The following is an 18680-nucleotide window of genomic DNA, read 5'->3' on the forward strand; positions in this document are numbered from 1 at the left end:
TCATCCAGGCCGTCGCATTGCAATTCGTTCACGGAGCGCATGAGGAACGCGACACTTAATCTAGGCATCACGAGGAGGATGCCGAACGGATCAAGCCTAGCGAACTTCGTGCAGGCAATGCGGGTCCAGAGCGACCCTCACGGATCCTCCAAATCTGGTAGACTACGCCTCGCACTGTACGCACTGCAATTCACGAGGCCTCTGCTTGGCAGTACATCGTGCCGGAAAACGGCCTGGAATTGCGTGCGACCATCCCGCCTTTGTCGAGGTTTGAGCCTACTTCGCGTGCGAAGCCGAAGATCGTCCTGTTCCGGGTCCGGGGTGCACATGCACAGCCTTTGCCAAAAGCGGTTCGCCGCATTCCGAGCAGACCATCACGGGGTCGAACATGTGCCCGCAGTTCTTGTGCTCGTGCAGCAGTGGCCGTCCGCGCGAATCGACCATATGGATGTTGCCCCAGTGCACGATCGACATGATGATCGGATAGAGGTCGAGGCCCTTCTGCGTCAGGATATATTCGTAGCGCTTTGGCGCTTCCTGATAGGGGATCCGGCGCAGCACTCCGAAGCGCACCAGTTTCTTCAGGCGGTCGGCGAGCAAATGTCGGGTGACGCCGAGCGACGCCTGGAATTCATCGAACCTGCGGATGCGAAGAAAGCATTCGCGCAGGATGAGCAGGCTCCAGCGGTCACCAATAACCGCCACGGTGCGGGCCAACGAGCACGGCTCCTCTTCGAGGGCATCCCATTTCATCAACGTCTCCAGCGATCTGCGATCGACTATACGGGTAAATGCTAAATCAGAACTTATGATATTTCAATAGGATGCGATGAGAAACGTCATTGCATGCCAAACATCGTATTGACAGTTCTAAAATAGAACTCTATCGCTTGCAGCACAATCAATAGGCGGCAAATAACCGCCGCTTGTCGAAGGAAAGGGCGCCCCATGGCTGCTTCGCTCAAAGTCGAGTTTCACTTTGATTTCGGCAGTCCCAACGCCTTCCTCGCCGAATTTGCGCTGCCTGCAATCGAGCAGCGAACGGGCGTCAAATTTGAATACGTGCCGGTCCTGCTGGGCGGCGTCTACAAGGCGACCGGCAACATGTCGCCCGCCGAGTCGCTGCGCGGAATCAAGAACAAGGCGGAATACAATGCGCTTGAGATCGAGCGTTTTCTGCGCCGCCACAACATCGCGAAGTTTACGATGAACCCGTTCTTCCCGGTGAACACGCTTGCGCTGATGCGCGGTGCTGTTGCGGCCGAGTTCGAGGGGCTGTTCGAGCCCTATTTCCGCGCCGCCTATCATCACATGTGGGTGGAGCCCAAGAAGATGGACGATCCGCAGATCTTCCGCGATGCGTTTCTGTCTTCCGGGCTCGACATCGATCGCATCATTGCTCGCGCCCAGCAGGACGACGTCAAGAAGAAACTGATCGAGAACACCAATAGCGCCGTGGCGCGCGGCACGTTTGGCTCGCCGACATTCTTCGTCGGAAACGAGATCTATTTCGGCAAGGACAGCCTGCGCGACGTCGAAGAAGAAATCGCCGCGCAATTGGCCGCGGCGCAGCGCAAGACCGCCTAAATGCGTCTTTGCGCCCAAACGAACCGAGCCCCGATGGGGCCTTGCAACGGGAGGTGTCATTGGTGAGTTGGCAGCAGGCTGCAGCGGAGATCTTGAATGTGTTGCCGCACCGCATTCATGAGGTGATGGACCCGTACGTGGCCGCCACACCCGACCGGACAGCGCTGATCGATGATAACGCTACCCTGACCTATCACGAGCTTGATCGCGCGGTTAGCGGCACGGTGGATGCGCTGCGTGCGCTCGGCATCCGCGCCGGCGATCGCATAATGCTGGTCAGCGAGAACTCGATTCCGCTCGCCTGCCTCCTGTTGGCCGCAAGCCGGCTCGATGCCTGGGCGATTGTTGCCAATCCTCGACTTTCGCCGCGCGAACTTGACCAGATCAGGGACCACAGCGGCGCCCGACGCATACTCCTCACGGCGGATGTTTCGGAAGAGGCTGCCGCGCACGCGGTGCGCTACGACGCGCCGGTCCAGGAAGTTGGACCGTTCAGCGGCATTGGTGTGTCCGCGCTGAACCGGGAGACGCTACCCGAGCCGGTCGAGGCTGACGGCGCGCGCCAGGTCGCCGTCCTCATTTACACCTCCGGCACGACCGGAACCCCAAAGGGCGTCATGCTCACGCACCGGAACCTGCTATTTTCGGCCAGGACCACGGCGAATTTGCGCACCATGACGGCGGACGACGTGCAGTATTGCGTGCTGCCGATCTCACATATCGTCGGCATCTCGCTGTTGACCATGACGCTGATGGTCGGTGCGGTGACCCGGCTGGTCACCAAATATAGCCCCGCCGCGCTTGCCAAGGCGCTGGCCGAAGAAGGTATCACGCTTCTGAACGGCGTGCCCGCCACCTATCAGCGCCTTCTGGAATATAAGCAGATAGCGGGCTTGCCGAAACTGGAGCGCGGTGCGCTACGCCTCATGAGCGTCGCCGGCGCTCCGCTTGACCTCGAACTCAAGGCGAAGGTTGAGAAGGAACTCGGTCTTCCGCTTGGCAACGCGTTTGGCATCACCGAATGTTCGCCCGGGATTTCCGGCGTTCGACCGGAGGCGCCGCGCAACGACAATTCGGTCGGCGTTCTGATACCGGGCATCGACGCCCGAATCGTCGGGCGTGACGGCGCTGTAGTGGCGGACGGCGAGATCGGCGAATTGCATGTCCGTGGGCCGAACGTGATGCTCGGCTATTACCGCGCGCCAGACCTCACGTCGAAAGCGATCGATCCTGACGGCTGGTTCAACAGCGGCGACCTCGCGCGATTCGAAGACGAGGCGTTGTTCATCGTTGGCCGTACCAAGGAGATGATCATCCGTTCCGGCTTCAACGTCTATCCGGCCGAGATCGAGGCGGTGCTGAGCACCCATTCCGCCGTGGTGCAATGTGCCGTGGTCGGCCGGCCAGTCGAGGGCAATGAAGAGATCGTGGCCTTCGTGCAGCTGTTGAAGGGTTCCACGGCCACCACGCAAGACCTGACGACTCACATCGCGCCGCTGCTCACCTCCTACAAGCGGCCGTCCGAGATCATCCTGATGGACGCGCTGCCGGCCACCTCGACGGGCAAGCTCCTGAAACACAAGCTGGCGGAGTCGCTGCGCAGATAAATGCGGGCGAGATCGCTTCAACACCTCACAAAGCCGGAGAAGCCCCTTGCAGAAGAGAAACAGAACGGTCGCAGTGATCGGCGCCGGCGACTTTATCGGCGGCGAGATCGCCAAGAAGTTCGCCTCCGAAGGCTTCACCATCTTCGCTGGCCGCCGTAACGGCGCCAAGCTCGACCCGCTGGTCAAGGAGATCGAGGCCGCCGGCGGCGAGATCCATGCCCGTTCGCTCGATGCGCGCAAGGAAGAAGAGATAATCTCCTTCCTTAACGACGCCGACAAGCATGGGCCCATGGAGGTCTGCATCTTCAATATCGGTGCCAACGTCAACTTCCCGATCCTCGACACCACCGACCGGGTGTTCCGGAAAGTCTGGGAGATGGCGTGCTACTCCGGCTTCCTGGCGGGGCGCGAGGCCGCGCGGCTGATGCTGCCGCGCGGGGGCGGCAACATCTTCTTCACCGGAGCCACCGCGTCCCTGCGCGGCGGCAGCGGCTTCGCGGCATTCGCTAGCGCCAAGTTCGGTCTTCGCGCCGTAGCGCAGGCGATGGCGCGTGAGTTGGGGCCGAAGAACATCCATGTCGCGCACCTCATTATTGACTCAGGTGTCGATACCGAGTGGGTGCGACAGCGCCACATCGAGGCCCACGGCCCCGACGCGCTCGACAATCCCGACCTCTTGATGCCGCCGTCGTCGGTCGCAACATCGTACTGGCAGCTCTATCAGCAGCCGAAGAGCGCTTGGACGTTCGAGCTGGAAATCCGTCCCTTCGGCGAGAAGTGGTAGGGAGCATCGCCGATGGAACTCGCGCTTTCCCCTGAGGATGCTGCGTTCCGTGACGAGGTGCGCACCTTCATCGCGGAGAATTATCCGCAGGAAATGCGTGTTGCCAATCCTGACACCGACCTAAGCAAGGAGCAGATGCTGCTGTGGCATCGCATCCTGAACCAGAAGGGCTGGGTCGCGCCGCTCTGGCCCAGGGAGTATGGAGGCCCTGGCTGGTCAATCACCCGCCGTTTCATTTTCGATCAGGAGACGACGCGCGCCGGCACCATGCCGCCGCTGGCCTATAGCGTCACCATGGTCGGCCCCGCCATCTATACGTTCGGTGATGAGGCGCAGAAGAAGAGGTTTCTGCCGCGCATCCTTTCCGGCGAAGACTGGTGGTGTCAGGGTTATTTCGAGCCGGGCTCGGGTTCCGACCTCAACACTGTCCGCACCATCGCATTCGCGCTCGGCGCGCCGGGTCGCGATGCCAGTGAGGCCTTTGCCGCCTTTATCGTGGAACTCGACCTGCCGCGCAGGCTCGCCGTTGTCGGCGTTACCGAGGATAGCTTCGAACTGATCGTCAAGAACGCGATGCTCTCGATCTTCACCCGCGCCGATCCGCAGCCGATTCGCGATCCCGCCGACGTCGTAAAGATACTCAGATTGGCCGCCTAACGAGGTTGGCGTACCCGGAGGACTCCAAGATGGCTCAGTTGCGAATATTCTCGTACCTGCCAAACCCACGCGTGTGGAAGGCGACCATCGCCGCCCGCTTCTGCGGCGTGGACGTCGAAGTCAGGGGCGCTTCGAACAAGGAATTGCGCGATTGGCTGTGGGATTATGACGCGCGTCCGCTGGGCGAGGAAGAACGTCAGTCGCTTGCATCCCTTGCCCGGACCGGGCGGGTCGGGCTGACTGGCGCAAAGCTCTTCAAAACCGACGCCTTCCTGGAGGCGCAACCGTTCGGCAATGTGCCCGCTGCCTTTGGCCGTGATGGACAGATTGGGATTTTCGAGTCGAACAGCATCATGCGCGCGGTGGCCCGGTTGGGCGAGGCGGCATTCCCGCTTTACGGCCTTGACGCCTATGAGGCATCGAGGATCGATAGCTTTCTGGATGTCAGCCTCGTCTTCGCGCGGGACTCGCAGATCTATCTGCTTGCGCTATCGGACGGGATGGTCGATGAAGCCATTCATGCGCGCGCCAAACAGGCATTCGAGATCTATGCATCGGGGCTCGAACAGGCGTTGTCGCCGCGGCGCGACACACTGGTAGGGAACGGGATCACGCTGGCCGACATCTGCTTCTCCGCCGAGCTTTCCCTGTTCATGAACGAGCACGCGCGGGTCGAACAGTTAAGAAAGCATGGGCTGGACAAGATTCTCCACGCCGGGGTTCGGAACGAGTACCCGCAGGTGTTCGCCCATTTCGACCGGTTGATTGAACACGAGCACTTCCGGCCGAACCTCAAGCCTTATGTCGAGAAACTGCTGTCCAAGGCTGCGGCCTGACGGCCGCCGGCTGGAATCTGGAGGGTTGATTGCATGGCCATGCCAGTTTGCCTGATATCCGGCACCGGACCCGGCACGGGCTCCGCACTCGCCAGGCGGTTCGCCGAGGGTGGTTATCGCGTGGCTCTTCTCGCGAGGAACGAGGAGCGGCTTGCCGCGCTCGAGAAGGAGCTTCCGAACGCCAAGGGATATCGATGCGATGTGTCTGATGCCGCGCAGATCGAACTCGTGGCTTCCGCTGTCGAGCACGATCTCGGAAAGCCCTGCGTCGTCATCCACAATGCCGTAGGCGGAGCATTCGGCACGTTCCGCGAGATCGATCCCGCGGTCTTGAACCGCAACTTCCAGGTCAACACGATGGGGCTGTTGTATCTTGCCAGGCGATTTTCCCCCGCGATGGTTGATGCCGGGAAGGGCGCCATCGTTGCCACCGGCAATACGTCGGCATTGCGAGGCAAGCCAGGCTTCGCTGGTTTCGCACCGACCAAGGCGGCGCAGCGCATCTTGGCCGAGGCGATGGCGCGGGATCTCGGGCCGCAAGGCGTTCACGTCGCCTATGTCGTCGTCGACGCCGTGATCGATCTCGAATGGACAAGGAAACGCTGGCCGGATCGGCCGGACGACTTCTTCATCAAGCCGCGGGCAATCGCTGACGAGATCTGGCACGTCGTTCACCAGGATCGCAGCGCGTGGTCGTTCAACGTCGAGCTGCGGCCGTTTGGCGAAGCGTGGTAGCGGCAAATGCGGGCGGAAACGCCCGGTATTTCGGAATCGGAGACCAAGGTTGGGGCGACGTTCCCGTTCAGCGGTCCGGCGTCGCCGCTGAGCAATACCGGAAAGGCCTCATTGCCTACGTCAATTCGATCCCCGAATGCACGTCGCGAATGACGTCGCCGGGCTTGGACAGCTTTCGGTCGGACACCGCAAATCTCCTTGTTGTCAGGCAGGAGATTTCACCTGTTGCAGCACTGGCCAGTAGCCGGCCTTTCCAGCTATCTTGTATGCATCGATCACATCAATGCGACGGCCGAGCCGGTCAGTCTGCCCTCTTTCGTCATGAATGCGCGCCCGACATGAAAGATATCTTCGCTCTGAAGCTTTATACGCGCGTCGCCCGCCTGGGCAGTTTTTCGGCGGCGGCGCGCGAGTGTAATCTCTCGCAGTCTCAGGCATCCCGCATCGTTGCCGAGCTCGAGGAATCGCTCGGCACCCGCCTCCTGTCGCGCACTACGCGCGCGGTCGTTCCCACCGAGGCTGGGGCCGAGTTTCTCGCGCGGATGGAGCCGATCCTCGACGCGCTCGATGAGGCCGAACAGAGCATCCGCGAAGGCGGGGAGTTGCGCGGCACGCTTCGCCTCGGAATGCCGAGCAGCATGGCGATCCGAGAAGTCATCCCCCGGCTGACGCCGTTCGCCGCGCGCCATCCCAAGCTGAACATCCAGATACTGCTCGATGACAAGCGGCAGGATCTGGTGCGAGAGGCCGTCGACGTCGCAATTCGGATTGGCCGTCTCACTGACTCTCGCGCAACTGCTCGGCTTATCGCCAAGGTGACGCGGGTGATCATCGCCTCGCCCTCCTATCTCGGGAAGGCGGGCACGCCGACTTCGCCCGCCGATTTGTCACAACACCGGATCATCGGCGGTCCCGCGACGTTGGTGCCCAATGCCTGGGTGTTCGAGCGCGATGGCAAGACCGAAACCCTCGAATTGTCGCCCCATGTCTCGACCAACGACAATGAGGCGACGGTTACGGCTGCAACCGCCGGGATGGGAATCACCTCGACGCAACAATGGGCCTGCCGTCGCGAATTGCGGGACGGTTCGCTGATCCGTCTGCTGGCTGAGTGGCGGACCCGGGACATTCCGGTGCACGCCTATTTTCCCGCCGGCCGCGCCACGCGCGCCGCGGCGCGCGCCCTGATCGACTTCCTCGCTGCCGAGTTTCGTAGCCAACAGGAAGCCGACACGGAAGCGGGCTAAATCCAAGGCCGGCGGATCGCTTATGCGGGCTGTACATAAATCTTAGCGGAAACGGATGGCTACAGGGCGCCCCTGAGGCCGCATACCCGTTCTCCATTGACGACGGGCTTCCAGCCGGTCCTCGACAGGAGAACGAAGATGAACGACCTTCTCGCCTTCGCGGTTGAAGCCCATGGCAGTCTCGCCCGTTGGGACGCGTTTTCGAAGCTGCACGCCGAGGTGTCGGTCGGCGGAGCCATTTGGCAGGTCAAGCAGCAGCCGGATCTGCTCAAGAGCAAATCGCTTGAGATCGACACTCATGCGGAGCGCCTTTCGATCACGCCGTTCTCGACGCCGAGACACCGCAGTGTGTTCGTACCGGACCGCCTGACATTGGAAACACTCGAAGGCAACGTCTGTGAGATGCGCAACGACCCCGACACGGCCTTCGAGGGGCACGTTCGCGAAACGCCCTGGGACAAATTCCATGTGGCCTATTTCGCCAGCGAGGCGCTCTGGACCTATCTCACCTCGCCCTTCCTCTACACCTATCCGGGCTTTGTCAGCGAAGAGATCGAGCCGTGGCAGGAGAATGGGGAGATTTGGCGCCGCCTCAGGGTGACCATCCCTGACTACATCAAGAGCCACTCGCGGACGCAGGTCACGCATTTTGGTCCCGACGGATTGATGCGCCGTCACGACTATACCGTTGACATCCTCGGTGGCGCCACGGGCGCTAACTACACCACCGACTATCGCACCTTCCAAGGCATCAAGATGCCGACGAAGCGTCGCATCTATGCCTATGATGACGCAATGCAGAAGGTACCCGACCCGCTTCTCGTCTCTATCGACTTCGACAGGCTCAGCTTCAGTTGAGAGGCCTCTCTCGCCTCTACCTCGCCATTCCAACCAAACTGATGGCGCTTGCCAGCCCGAGCCCAAACAACGGGGGTTGACCATGTCCAAGCTTTACCGGCACCGATCCAGATCGGTGCGGTCCGCAAACCCCGATCTGGTCGAGCGGCAGCGCCGCAATCTCCCGCTGAACCCGTACGATCGCGAGACCTTCTATGGCGGCGACGAGCGAGGCTACATTGATTATCCTCGCTACGTTGACACGTCGGTCGCCGCTTAACGTCGCCAACGAAGTCCGAGGTGATTCGGGCCCCGCTGCATAAGGGCTCATCGAAGCGCAGCGACCTCCGATAACGCCGAGAGGCAGCCCGTGGCATCTAGGCTGGCGCCCCAGCAAGCTCACCGATCTTCGAGAGAAGTAACCTCAGGATCGGGGACTTGTTTGCCTTGTGGTGGGCGAGGATCAAGTCGACCGTCGGAACTTCTCCACTGACCGGGCGCGTTGTCATGGACTCGGGCAGATAACGCTGCGTATAGGCCGGCAACAGCATCATCCCGCGCATTGACGTGATCATCGATATAGCGTGGACCACGTTATGGACTTCGTATTCGGGTTTGATATCCACACCGGCACGTCTGAAGAATTCCAGAACGGCGCGGCGCACCGAAGGTGCGGACTTGGACGGGACGAAGAAAGTCTCGTTCGCGATCTCTTTTGGCTCGATGCTCGTTTTCGATGCCAGGCGGTGGTCGCTGGGGAAGACGAAGACCAGCGGGTCCGTGCGCACGCGCGCATAACGCAAATCTTCCATGGACTCTTCCGGTCGCATGAAAGCTACATCGAGCCTACGCCTCATCAAGGCCTTTGCAAGAACCGGGGAGTATTCGCTCGATAAGCGGATGTCGATCCCGGCAAACTCGTCGCGAAGGACGCGATCCACGGTGGGCAACAGACTGATTTCGGCCCCCGAAATGAAACCGATCGCGAACGTCGGCCTCGCAGGCTGGACGGCGCGCAATGCCGCTTCTTTGGCCGCTTCCGCCTGAACCAGCGCCATTCGTGCGTGGTCGAGAAAGGCTTTGCCGGCCGGCGTCAGCTCGATTCCGTGAGAGCTGCGATGCATCAGTTGAACGCCGACTTCCTGCTCGAGGTCGCGGATTTGCCGACTGAGAGACGGTTGGGAGGTATTCAACTTGCGCTCGGCGGCAACGGTCAAGCTGCCGGCATCGGCGACGGCGACGAAGTAACGGAGATGCCGAAGCTCCATACGAACCTCCCATGTCTCGCAGGCATGGGGCCAGCCTACAAAGTCTTATTCACGCCGGCCAGTGCTCTTTATTAGCAAAGAAGGCACCGCTCGCAGGCCTGCTAGCCAGGCACTGCGTCCTCCAGCTTTTGACATAGACGAAAGTGTTCAGATGCGAAATGGCATTAAGGCGTCGCTGCTTTTCCTGCTGGTGATGACGGCAATCGACGGCGCCGCGGCGCAATCGTCAAACAACCAACCAAAGGCGAGTGGCATGGAAGCAGACATCACGAAGATCAAGCAGGCGATGCTCGGAAACTGGGAGAGCATCGCCCCGGAGGTGCGGCCGAGCGCGGCAAAGAACGCGGACGGCTCGCTCAAGCCATTCTACCTCAAGCGCTCCTTCAAATATCTGCCGTCTGATCGGTTCGAGCTTGAGATCATCAATTCGGCTGACCCCTACGGTGCTGTACCGCTCGCGCGCATCAAAATCGGTGGGCATATGCTGTGGCAGGGCCAGCATCCAATCGCTCCGGGCGCGCTGAAGGTCGACTTTGTGGCGGACGAGAGCTACGAGGTTACTCCCCTTGCCCAGGGATTCGTAGACGTCCTCAACAAGGTGGCGGCGGATGGATATAGCGCGTGGGCTGTCAATGCTCCTCAGAGCATATTCGGAAAGAACTTCGTCCCGTTCGGTCTGAAGCAAGGGACGAATTTCATGGAGTACGACCTCGCGTACCTTAGGGGCGATCTGCTGTTCTGGGGCGCCCGCAACATTGACGGCCGCGGCTTCGATACCGAGCAGAACCGTCCCACCAACCTGCAGATCCCGATGATCCGGAAGTAGGCGTACAATCCGCGAGGCGTTGAGTAGGTCGGTTCATGGCTGGTTCAACACAGGGCGAAGTTCCTTCTCAGGTCGGCAAGACGATTGTCGTGACCGGCGCCACTGGCGGTCTCGGGTTTGAGATGGCGCTCGCGCTCGCCAAGGCTGGTGCTGACGTCATTCTGACCGGTCGCGACGATGGCAAAGGACAGTCGGCGATCGAGAAGATCGGTCGCCAGGTGACCGGCGCCAAGGTGAACTACGAACGTCTCGATCTGGCTAGCCTCGCGTCGATCGTCGACTTCGTGCAGCGGATGGGCGCCCGGCGGTCGCTCGATCTCCTGATCAACAATGCGGGAGTCATGGCGTTGCCTCGCCGGCAGGTCACGGCGGATGGCTTCGAGATGCAGTTCGGAACGAACCATCTGGGCCACTTCGCTCTCACGGCCATGCTGATGCCCCTGCTACGCCGCACCAGTGGATCGAGAGTGGTCAGCGTCAGCAGTCTGGCGCACCGAACCGGATTCATCGATTTCGATGATCTCCAGGGTGAGCGGCTGTACTCGCCATGGAAGGCATATGGGCAATCGAAGCTCGCGTGTTTGATGTTCGCGCTTGAATTTCAACGGCGGAGCGATGCGGCAGGCTGGAACCTGATCAGCAACGCAGCCCATCCGGGATTTGCCCGGACCAACCTGTTCGCGAGCGGCCCAGGTGGTCTTCTTTCTCTTGCAACCGATTTTGCCGCGCCGTTCTTAGCGCATTCCGCAGCGGACGGAGCTCGACCGATCCTGTTCGCGGCGACAAGCCTTGAGGCGGGGCAGGGCACCTATTACGGGCCCGGAGGGTTCGGCGAGCTGCGAGGAGCACCGGCGCGCGCACTGATCATGCCGCAGGCGAGAAGTCCTGCTATGGCCGCCAGGCTTTGGAATGTCTCCGAGAAGCTTACGGGTACATCGTTCGAATAACCGCGGATGCCGGCGGGAGCAGTCGCGCGCTGCCGATATTCGGCGACAAGTGATTGCGGGGACAGCCGAAGCGCCACGCCTTTGGCTTTCGTACGCTTAACTTCACGAACGAAGAGGTCAAAGGATGTCGGGGCTCGATGGCAAGGTGATTGCAATCACCGGCGCAAGCAGCGGAATTGGTGAAGCGCGCTGCTCGCCATAACCTGAGATTGCCATGCAGGCCTATTCCGATTGGTCCGACGACCGGCGCGGCCGCTCACGCTGTCATCGATCATCTGGGTCGCGAATTTCGAACGGGAACCACCCTCCGGGCCGAGCCTGCGGCCGCCAGCTGCATATTTCGCGTCGGACCGGCCTTCCGATTGATGCATCTCGTACATAGAAGTTAGTGAAAAGCGGTGGCTACCAGCCGAAGCCTCCACGGACGATCTTGCCCTCAAGTAACCGACGCGATGAGGGAAGCCGCTCATGTCAACCCAGCCTCTGTTCACGCCCTATCGGATGGGTGATCTCGATCTGTCCAACCGGATAGTGATGGCGCCGCTTACCCGGATGCGTGCTCGGTCGGACGACCAGGTGCCAACTACGCTGCAGGCCGAGTATTACGCCCAGCGCGCTACAGCAGGCTTGATCGTGACCGAAGGGGTTGCGATCAGCCCGGAGGGGTTCGGGTGGGCCGATACACCGGGCCTGTGGACCGAAGACCAGGTTCGTGGTTGGCGCCACGTGACCGATGCAGTCCACGCCGCCAGCGGGCGCATCATCGCCCAGCTTTGGCACACAGGTGCCATCTCGCATCCCGACCTGCGCGGCGGTGCAAGGCCGCTATCGGCCTCTGATGTCGATCCCGAGCAGATTTCTGTCGTCGCGGCGGGCCGCGTTCGCACCGTCACGCCGCGCCCGATGACGAAGGATGAAATCCGCCGGACTGTAGCCGATTATGCCCGCGCCGCGCGCAACGCAATGGATGCCGGCTTCGACGGCGTGCAGATCCAGGCGAACTATCTGTATCTGCTGGCGCAGTTTCTCAACAAAGCGACCAATCGCCGTACGGACGAGTATGGCGGCGAGATCGAGGGACGGGCCCGCCTGCTCTTCGAGGTGGTCGAGGCCATTTTCGGCGAAGTCGAGCCGTCGAGAGTTGGCGTGAAGATCGGTCCGATGCATGAAACCGGTCCGTTCGCAGCGAACGACGAGACCCTGCCGATGGCCGAGTTTGCCATCCGTGAATTGAGCGGCTACGGCCTCTCGCATCTTCTCATCATGGGCAATACGACCGACTTCACTGGCACGCCGCTTGAGCCCCTGATGGGTGACGGCATGTTCCGACACTTTCGGCCGATCTTCCGCGGAACACTGATCGCCAATACTCTAATGGATGCGGAGCGCGGCAATCGGCTGGTCACTGAAGGTCTCGCGGACCTCGTGGCATTTGGTCGCCCGTTCATCGCCAATCCAGACTTAGTCGAGCGACTCAAGAACGGAGCGCCACTGGCCGAGATCGACTGGACGACCGTCTACGGTTCCGGACCAACGGGCTATTCCGACTACCCGGCCCTGCAACCGGAAAGCGTTTGATTTCCGATCGACCGAACAGGAGAATCATCATGTCCAAGACGACCCCCGCGCAAAACAAGGCGCTCGTCCTCGAAGCTTTCGATACGCTCTTCAACAAGCGGGACTACACCTCCGCCGAGCGCTTCTGGTCCGATCGCTACATTCAGCACAGCGCGCACATCGCGCCCGGCCGCAACGGTCTGTTCAACCTGATCCGCACACTGCCCGACTCCCTGAAATACGAAAATCATCTTGTCCTCGCGGAAGGCGACTATGTGATCGCGCATGGGCGCTTCTCCGGCAACGGCCGGCCAGCGGCCTGGATCGCCGCCGACGTCGTCCGCATGGAGGACGGCAAGCTTGCCGAGCACTGGGACGTGCTTCAGGACGAGGCGACCAAGGACCAATCCGTCAGCGGCTTACCGATGTTCGGCAACCGTTTCCCCAACTGATCCGACAGCCTGCCTACATGGAGACCATCATGAAACTCACTGGCAACACCATCTTCATCACCGGCGGCGGATCAGGCATTGGCCGAGCGCTCGCCGAGGCCTTCCACGCGAACGGCAACAAGGTCATCATCTCCGGCCGCCGCCGCGCCAATCTCGACGAGGTCGTCGCCGCCAACCCCGGTATGGAGGCGGTCGAGCTTGATATCACCGACCCCAACAGCATCGACACCGTGGCGGCTCGGCTGATCGCGGATTACCCGGATCTCAATGTGCTGATCAACAATGCCGGCATCATGCTGCCGGATCGGGCTGCATCCCGGATCGACGACAAGCTGCTGGTCGATACCGTGACCACCAATCTGGTCGGGCCGATCCGGTTGACGTCTGCCTTGGTTGAACACCTGAAGGGCAGGAAGGGCGCCATCATCGCATACACGAGTTCCGTGCTGGGGTTCGTGCCGATGGCGGTCACGGCGGTCTACTCCGCGACGAAGGCGGCTCTTCATTCCTTCGCCTTGTCGCAGCGGTTTCTGCTGAAGGATTCCGGAATCCGCGTGCTCGAGATCGCTCCGCCCTGGGTGCGCACCGACCTCATGAACAGCCGCGAGGCGGAGCAGGCGATGCCGCTGGATCAGTTCATCGCCGAAACCTTGACTGTCCTGGCCACAGACGCCGACGAAATCGTGGTGGAAGCCGCCAAGGCATTCCGCGGTAACCCCGGCCCGAACGAGCACGCACTCGTCAACGGCTTCAATCAACAGGCGATGGCGCTTTTCGCGGCTGGCTAGCATTTCCGTGGCGCGGCATCGGCGCGGATCGACGGTCGTGACCTATTCGGCAACGTCGATGCCGCCACGGAGAAGCGAAAGTATCTGTTTTGCTATCGCGGAAGGCGTATCCCGTTCCTTCTTGAACCAGAAGAGGGACCAGGAAAGCGCTCCTATGACGGTGAGACGAAGATAACGCCGATCGACTCCTTTCCGCAACGGAAGGTCGTCGATGAGGTCGGCGAAAATTTTCTCGTATTGGTCACGCAGCGCGATGACCCTTGCCTTGATACTTTCCGGATAGTGCCACGGGGGCATCACGAAGAGCGCCTGGTTTGCCCGACGCCAATCGAGCAAGCCGGTCGTATGCGCGATGCAGGCCGTCTCCATGCGTTGCCAGGGGTCGGTTTTAGCTGCAATCGCATCGTTGACCCTGTTGAGCAGTTCGATACCGCCTTTTTCCCAAACCGCCCACAAGAGCTCTTCCTTCGATTCGAAGTGGTAGTAGACGGAGGCCGGCTGCATGTCCGCAGCCGCGGCGATGTCCCGCATCGAAGCGCCGTCGAAACCCTGCTTGTTGAACAGGGTTTCCGCTTCGGAAATGATCCGCGCCTTGGCCTGAGCGCCCTTCGTCAGCGGCGGTCTGTCGCCCTGTATCTTCTTGGCGTTTCTCGACTTTTGCCGCTTTGTCGCCGTTTCCGATGTCATCGCTAATGAATTCCGTTCTTGACCCTTGATTTTCTACCGATCGTTAGGTAAAAATCTAACGAACGTTCGACAAATTAAAGTTCACGCATGAGGAAACGTAACCATGCCCGTTCCTAGCAGGTTGGACCGGTACATCGAAACAGAGAAGCAGCGGCATTTCCCCCGGGATTTCATGGTTGGGTGGGAAGCCTACGAGACGTGGGACGAAGCTACCGTCGGCCAGAGCGGTCCGGGGCAACGTACGTTCAGGATCACGGAAGAAGACATCCTGGACTACAACCGTGCGTGCGGTGAAACCGACCCCCTGATGGTCGATCCGGAGTATGCCGGAAAGAACTCTCCCACGGGTGAACTCCTTCAACATCCGATCTTCGTCACAACGATCGCCTTCTACAGCTTGGGCGAGAGCGGAATCGGGACCTGGATCCGGACCCCCGGCGCCCGCAATCCCCAGCAGCGCATCGAGATCGTCGAGCCGTTCCGGTACGGCGAGATCGTCACCACGACCGTCACCACGGCCGACAAGTTCACCCAGCGCAGCAAGCCCTATCTTCAGATGCTTCTCGACTTCCGGAACGAGAAGAATGCCCTGAAGGCTCGTTGGTGGTGCTCGCTGATCCTCCCCGAGACGCGTGCGGATGTCGCCCGTTTCGCCAACGCTTGAAAGGAGCCGGCAGATGTCGATTTTGTTCAGGAATATCGAGGCAGGTTACCAGTTTCAGCCGGTCGTCCAGCTCTATGCCCAGTCCGCCATCGATCACTATGCTCTGGCTTCGCTGGACATGAACCCCGTTCACACCAACGAGGAATGGGCTGCGCGCGCGAAAGTATTCGGCGTTCCCGAGACGGTTGGTCACGGAATGATGACCATGTCGACGCTGGCTTCGGTCGTGACGCGCGAGTGGGGGGTGATCGGAAAGCACGGTGGTTCGCTTCGATTCGTCGATGCGAAATTCACGAAGCCGGTCAAGGTGGGCGAGACCGTGACCGCCACAGGGACGGTCAAGCGAAAGCATCACCATGGACCGGGAAAGAATTGGGTTCTGATCGCGGTCGAGGCAAAGGACTCCGCAGGTGACCTCATCGGACTCGCCGAGGTCGGATACAACCTGCCCGACTAGATCGGCCAGGGCCGGGGCTTCCCGCGGCTTTTCGCGCGGTTGCTCCGAGCGTTCGAAAAGAACATCAGGGAGGTCGTCATGCCGAACAGAATTGGCGATGCGTTGTACTGGCACGCCACCTACACGCCCAACAAGATCGCACTCATCTCCTCTTTGGGCGATCAGACTTACGCGCAGCTATGGTCCCGCGTCTGCCGTCTGAGCAACGCTTTGGCAGGGTTGGGACTAAGGCCGGGCGACCGGATCGCCCTGCTCATGCAGAACAGCAGCCGCTATATCGAGGTCTATCAGGCCGCGGCACTGATGGGGCTCGCCGTCGTGCCCCTCAACTTCCGGTTCGTCGCCACCGAGATCGAATATGTCGTCAACCACGCCGGCGCGCGGGCGCTGGTCTTCGACGCTGCCCTTGCGGATACGGTCAATCCACTCCGGACAGTGCTGCCCTCGGCCGCCAGCCGATACATCGTCACTGACGGCGACGGGACTTCCACCACTCACTCTTACGAAGCGTTGATCGCATCGGCAAGCGAAGCGCCGCCTCCCGAGCCGGCCGATCTGTCGGCGTGCTATTTCCAGGGCTACACGTCCGGCACGACCGGATTCCCGAAGGGGTGCGTCAACCCGCATAGAGAATTCGCCGACTGCCTGCGCCGGATCGCGACGATCTACGGCATCACCGCTGACGATCGGGAACTGGTAGCGGCGCCTCTCTTCCATGAGGCGCCCGCGCTGTTCGCGCTGCTGCAGATTTTCCGCGGCGGTACCGTCATCGTAACGAGCGACACTTCGCCGGCCAACGTCTTCGCAACGATCGACCGGGAGAGTGCGACGTGGACCTTCATGGTGCCGACCATGTGGGCTGCGATGGTCAGCAGCGAAGAGATCGACCGGTTCGACCTCGGGTCCCTGCACCTTCTTTTGAGCGGCGGATCGCCCCTGCTGACTCACACGAAGGAGGCGATCCTGAAACGACTTCCGAATGCCGGCCTCAACGAGTTCTACGGCGCTACCGAAGTCGGCCTGGTGACAAACCTGCCTCCCGAGGACCAGAGACGCAAGGTCCGGTCGGTCGGCAAGCCGGTGATCGGGATGTTCGTCGAATTGAGGGACGAAGACGGCAACGTCGTTCCGAGCGGAGAGGTCGGAGAAATCCACATCGGCGGGGCCACGATCATTCGGGAATACTTCAACAATCCGGAAGCGACGGCCCAGGCGCGAAAGGGCAGCTTCTTCACCCTGGGCGATATGGGCCGCTTCGACGAGGAGGGCCATCTCTATATCGTCGATCGCAAGAAGGACATGATCATCAGCGGCGGCGAGAACATATTTCCGAATGACATCGAAGAGGTGATTTATCGGCACCCAGCGGTCGAAATGGCTGCCGTGGTCGGCGCTCCGGATCCCAAATGGGGTGAGATCGTCGTGGCTGCCGTCACGCTGAAGCCAGGCCATTCCCTCGACGAGGCTGAACTCATCGCCCACTGCAAGAATTTTCTGTCGAGCTTCAAGGTTCCGAAGAAGATCGATTTCCGGGACCAGATGCCGATGTCGTCGTTCGGCAAGATACTTCGGCGAGACGTTCGAAAATCATACTGGCAACAGCAGGAAGCGCAGGTTTGATCCGGGGAGACGGTCGCAGGGCAGCGTTGGAAAGGAAATGAGGTCAATTGCTTCCTTGGCCTGCCAGCCGTCGCATGTCAGTCGCTCGCCGCAATGCGCGCGGCGGATGGCCGTACAGGCGCAAGAAGGCTCGGCGCATCCGCTCCTTATCGCCGAACCCGACGTTGCGCGCGATGACTTCGATCGGCTCGATCCCCTCCTGCACACGTGGAAGGGCCACCTCGGCCCGCAAGCGCTCGACGGCCCGCGCAGGCGTGTCGCCTGTCTCCTTGAGAAACAAACGGGCGAATTGACGGGAGCTGATCCGCGCAGCGCCGGCCATCCTTTCAACGGAAAGCGGTTCGTGGAGATGCTCGCGTGCGAACTTCAGCGCGTCTCTGACCCGATCGGAGGGAGGCTCAAGTTCGAGCATCGTCGAAAATTGCGACTGGCCGCCCGATCTGCGATGATAGACGACCATTTCACGTGCGACCGCCTTTGACGCATCAATCCCGAAATCGTCTTCAATCAGGGCCAACGTCAAATCGATGCCGGACGTTATCCCCGCGGATGTCCAGATATTGCCGTCCCTAGCGAAGATCTGATCTGCGCTGACACGCACTTTGGGGAAACGCCTCTGCAACTCGGCTGCGTATCTCCAGTGCGTCGTCGCCACGCGACCATCCAGCAGTCCCGCCGCGGCCAGCAGAAAAGCTCCAGTGCAGACACTGGCGACGCGCCTAGCCAGTGGCGCGAGATCCTTGATGAGTTCGACGGTTTCGGCGTCACCCTCGAGAGGGCACTCGGCAGGACCGCCCACGACGAGCAGCGTATCGAGGTGGTTTTCGTCAGGTGTGGCCTTCAGCGTGTCGATAGGTACGCCGGAACAACTCGCGACGAGGCCACCGCGGGCCGTATAAACTGCGGTCAGGTAGGAAGCGCGCTTAATCCGCGTTGACAAATTCAACGCGCACAGAGGGCCGCTGAGATCGAGCAGTTCGAAGCCTGGAAAAACCACCAGCCCGACAGTCCTAGAAGAACCCAGAGTCATCGCATTTGCCTTCTCTTGCGCCTCCATCTTGGGCAAGGCCGCCCGCGGCGTCAATTCTTTGATGGCTGAATTTGTCGCTTATATGTCGTTTCTG

The 18680-nt window shown here is 60.9% G+C and carries 21 protein-coding genes; 17 read left to right on the forward strand and 4 right to left on the reverse strand.

Going from position 1 to position 18680, the window contains the following annotated elements; translation table 11 throughout:
- Nucleotides 1-276 precede the first annotated feature (276 nt).
- Nucleotides 277-753: a helix-turn-helix domain-containing protein gene (locus BLS26_RS23590; protein WP_092515012.1), complete on the reverse strand. Its 477-nt coding sequence runs from the start codon at nt 751-753 to the stop codon at nt 277-279.
- A gap of 195 nt (nt 754-948) precedes the next feature.
- Here BLS26_RS23590 and BLS26_RS23595 point away from each other — a divergent pair, with 195 nt between their 5' ends.
- The 9 genes from BLS26_RS23595 (at nt 949) to BLS26_RS35930 (ending at nt 8570) form a co-directional block, all read left to right on the forward strand.
- A complete protein-coding gene (locus tag BLS26_RS23595; protein WP_092515014.1) occupies nt 949-1587 on the forward strand; it encodes a 2-hydroxychromene-2-carboxylate isomerase in 639 nt (212 codons plus the stop codon).
- Between the two features lie 62 nt (nt 1588-1649).
- Complete coding sequence (locus BLS26_RS23600) at nt 1650-3194, forward strand: class I adenylate-forming enzyme family protein (RefSeq protein ID WP_371360658.1); 1545 nt, start codon at nt 1650-1652, stop codon at nt 3192-3194.
- Between the two features lie 46 nt (nt 3195-3240).
- Nucleotides 3241-3978, forward strand: coding sequence for an SDR family oxidoreductase (locus BLS26_RS23605; RefSeq protein ID WP_092515018.1), 738 nt, complete (start codon nt 3241-3243; stop codon nt 3976-3978).
- A 12-nt stretch (nt 3979-3990) separates the two neighbouring features.
- Nucleotides 3991-4635, forward strand: a complete 645-nt coding sequence (locus BLS26_RS23610) for an acyl-CoA dehydrogenase family protein (RefSeq protein ID WP_244541665.1) — start codon at nt 3991-3993, stop codon at nt 4633-4635.
- 29 nt (nt 4636-4664) lie between these two features.
- A complete protein-coding gene (locus tag BLS26_RS23615) occupies nt 4665-5471 on the forward strand; it encodes a glutathione S-transferase family protein (RefSeq protein WP_092518457.1) in 807 nt (268 codons plus the stop codon).
- 33 nt (nt 5472-5504) lie between these two features.
- Nucleotides 5505-6206 (forward strand): SDR family NAD(P)-dependent oxidoreductase, encoded by a 702-nt coding sequence (locus BLS26_RS23620; protein ID WP_092515020.1) that lies wholly within the window; start codon nt 5505-5507, stop codon nt 6204-6206.
- Nucleotides 6161-7453 carry a LysR family transcriptional regulator gene (locus BLS26_RS36910; RefSeq protein ID WP_244541666.1) on the forward strand — a complete coding sequence of 431 codons (1293 nt, stop codon included), beginning with the start codon at nt 6161-6163 and terminating at the stop codon, nt 7451-7453. Before BLS26_RS23620 ends, BLS26_RS36910 begins: the two co-directional genes overlap by 46 nt.
- A 138-nt stretch (nt 7454-7591) precedes the next feature.
- A complete protein-coding gene (locus BLS26_RS23630; RefSeq protein ID WP_092515022.1) occupies nt 7592-8311 on the forward strand; it encodes a hypothetical protein in 720 nt (239 codons plus the stop codon).
- An 82-nt stretch (nt 8312-8393) separates the two neighbouring features.
- On the forward strand, nt 8394-8570 hold the full coding sequence (locus BLS26_RS35930; RefSeq protein ID WP_371360659.1) for a hypothetical protein: 177 nt from the start codon (nt 8394-8396) through the stop codon (nt 8568-8570).
- 97 nt (nt 8571-8667) lie between these two features.
- On the opposite strand, the gene BLS26_RS23635 is transcribed toward BLS26_RS35930, so the two are convergent.
- Complete coding sequence (locus BLS26_RS23635) at nt 8668-9558, reverse strand: LysR substrate-binding domain-containing protein (RefSeq protein WP_092515023.1); 891 nt, start codon at nt 9556-9558, stop codon at nt 8668-8670.
- 151 nt (nt 9559-9709) lie between these two features.
- Here BLS26_RS23635 and BLS26_RS23640 point away from each other — a divergent pair, with 151 nt between their 5' ends.
- The 5 genes from BLS26_RS23640 (at nt 9710) to BLS26_RS23660 (ending at nt 14128) form a co-directional block, all read left to right on the forward strand.
- Nucleotides 9710-10384, forward strand: coding sequence for a hypothetical protein (locus BLS26_RS23640; protein ID WP_244541667.1), 675 nt, complete (start codon nt 9710-9712; stop codon nt 10382-10384).
- 35 nt (nt 10385-10419) lie between these two features.
- Nucleotides 10420-11331 carry an SDR family oxidoreductase gene (locus BLS26_RS23645; protein WP_092515024.1) on the forward strand — a complete coding sequence of 304 codons (912 nt, stop codon included), beginning with the start codon at nt 10420-10422 and terminating at the stop codon, nt 11329-11331.
- Between the two features lie 468 nt (nt 11332-11799).
- Nucleotides 11800-12909, forward strand: coding sequence for an alkene reductase (locus BLS26_RS23650; RefSeq protein WP_092515025.1), 1110 nt, complete (start codon nt 11800-11802; stop codon nt 12907-12909).
- Nucleotides 12910-12938: 29 nt separating this feature from the next.
- Complete coding sequence (locus BLS26_RS23655; protein WP_092515026.1) at nt 12939-13340, forward strand: nuclear transport factor 2 family protein; 402 nt, start codon at nt 12939-12941, stop codon at nt 13338-13340.
- Nucleotides 13341-13369: 29 nt separating this feature from the next.
- On the forward strand, nt 13370-14128 hold the full coding sequence (locus tag BLS26_RS23660) for an SDR family oxidoreductase (RefSeq protein ID WP_092518461.1): 759 nt from the start codon (nt 13370-13372) through the stop codon (nt 14126-14128).
- Nucleotides 14129-14170: 42 nt separating this feature from the next.
- Here the strand turns inward: BLS26_RS23660 and BLS26_RS23665 are convergent, their stop codons facing one another.
- Nucleotides 14171-14815, reverse strand: coding sequence for a TetR/AcrR family transcriptional regulator (locus BLS26_RS23665; RefSeq protein WP_092515027.1), 645 nt, complete (start codon nt 14813-14815; stop codon nt 14171-14173).
- A 103-nt stretch (nt 14816-14918) separates the two neighbouring features.
- Here BLS26_RS23665 and BLS26_RS23670 point away from each other — a divergent pair, with 103 nt between their 5' ends.
- From BLS26_RS23670 to BLS26_RS23680, 3 genes are all read left to right on the forward strand, one after another.
- Nucleotides 14919-15479 (forward strand): MaoC family dehydratase N-terminal domain-containing protein, encoded by a 561-nt coding sequence (locus tag BLS26_RS23670; protein ID WP_092515028.1) that lies wholly within the window; start codon nt 14919-14921, stop codon nt 15477-15479.
- 13 nt (nt 15480-15492) lie between these two features.
- Nucleotides 15493-15936: a MaoC family dehydratase gene (locus BLS26_RS23675; RefSeq protein ID WP_157676566.1), complete on the forward strand. Its 444-nt coding sequence runs from the start codon at nt 15493-15495 to the stop codon at nt 15934-15936.
- A 78-nt stretch (nt 15937-16014) separates the two neighbouring features.
- Nucleotides 16015-17556, forward strand: a complete 1542-nt coding sequence (locus BLS26_RS23680) for a class I adenylate-forming enzyme family protein (protein ID WP_157676567.1) — start codon at nt 16015-16017, stop codon at nt 17554-17556.
- Nucleotides 17557-17599: 43 nt separating this feature from the next.
- On the opposite strand, the gene BLS26_RS23685 is transcribed toward BLS26_RS23680, so the two are convergent.
- Nucleotides 17600-18613: a GlxA family transcriptional regulator gene (locus BLS26_RS23685; protein WP_244542028.1), complete on the reverse strand. Its 1014-nt coding sequence runs from the start codon at nt 18611-18613 to the stop codon at nt 17600-17602.
- Between the last annotated feature and the right edge of the window lie 67 nt (nt 18614-18680).

The organism is Afipia sp. GAS231, assembly GCF_900103365.1.
Lineage (GTDB): Bacteria > Pseudomonadota > Alphaproteobacteria > Rhizobiales > Xanthobacteraceae > Bradyrhizobium.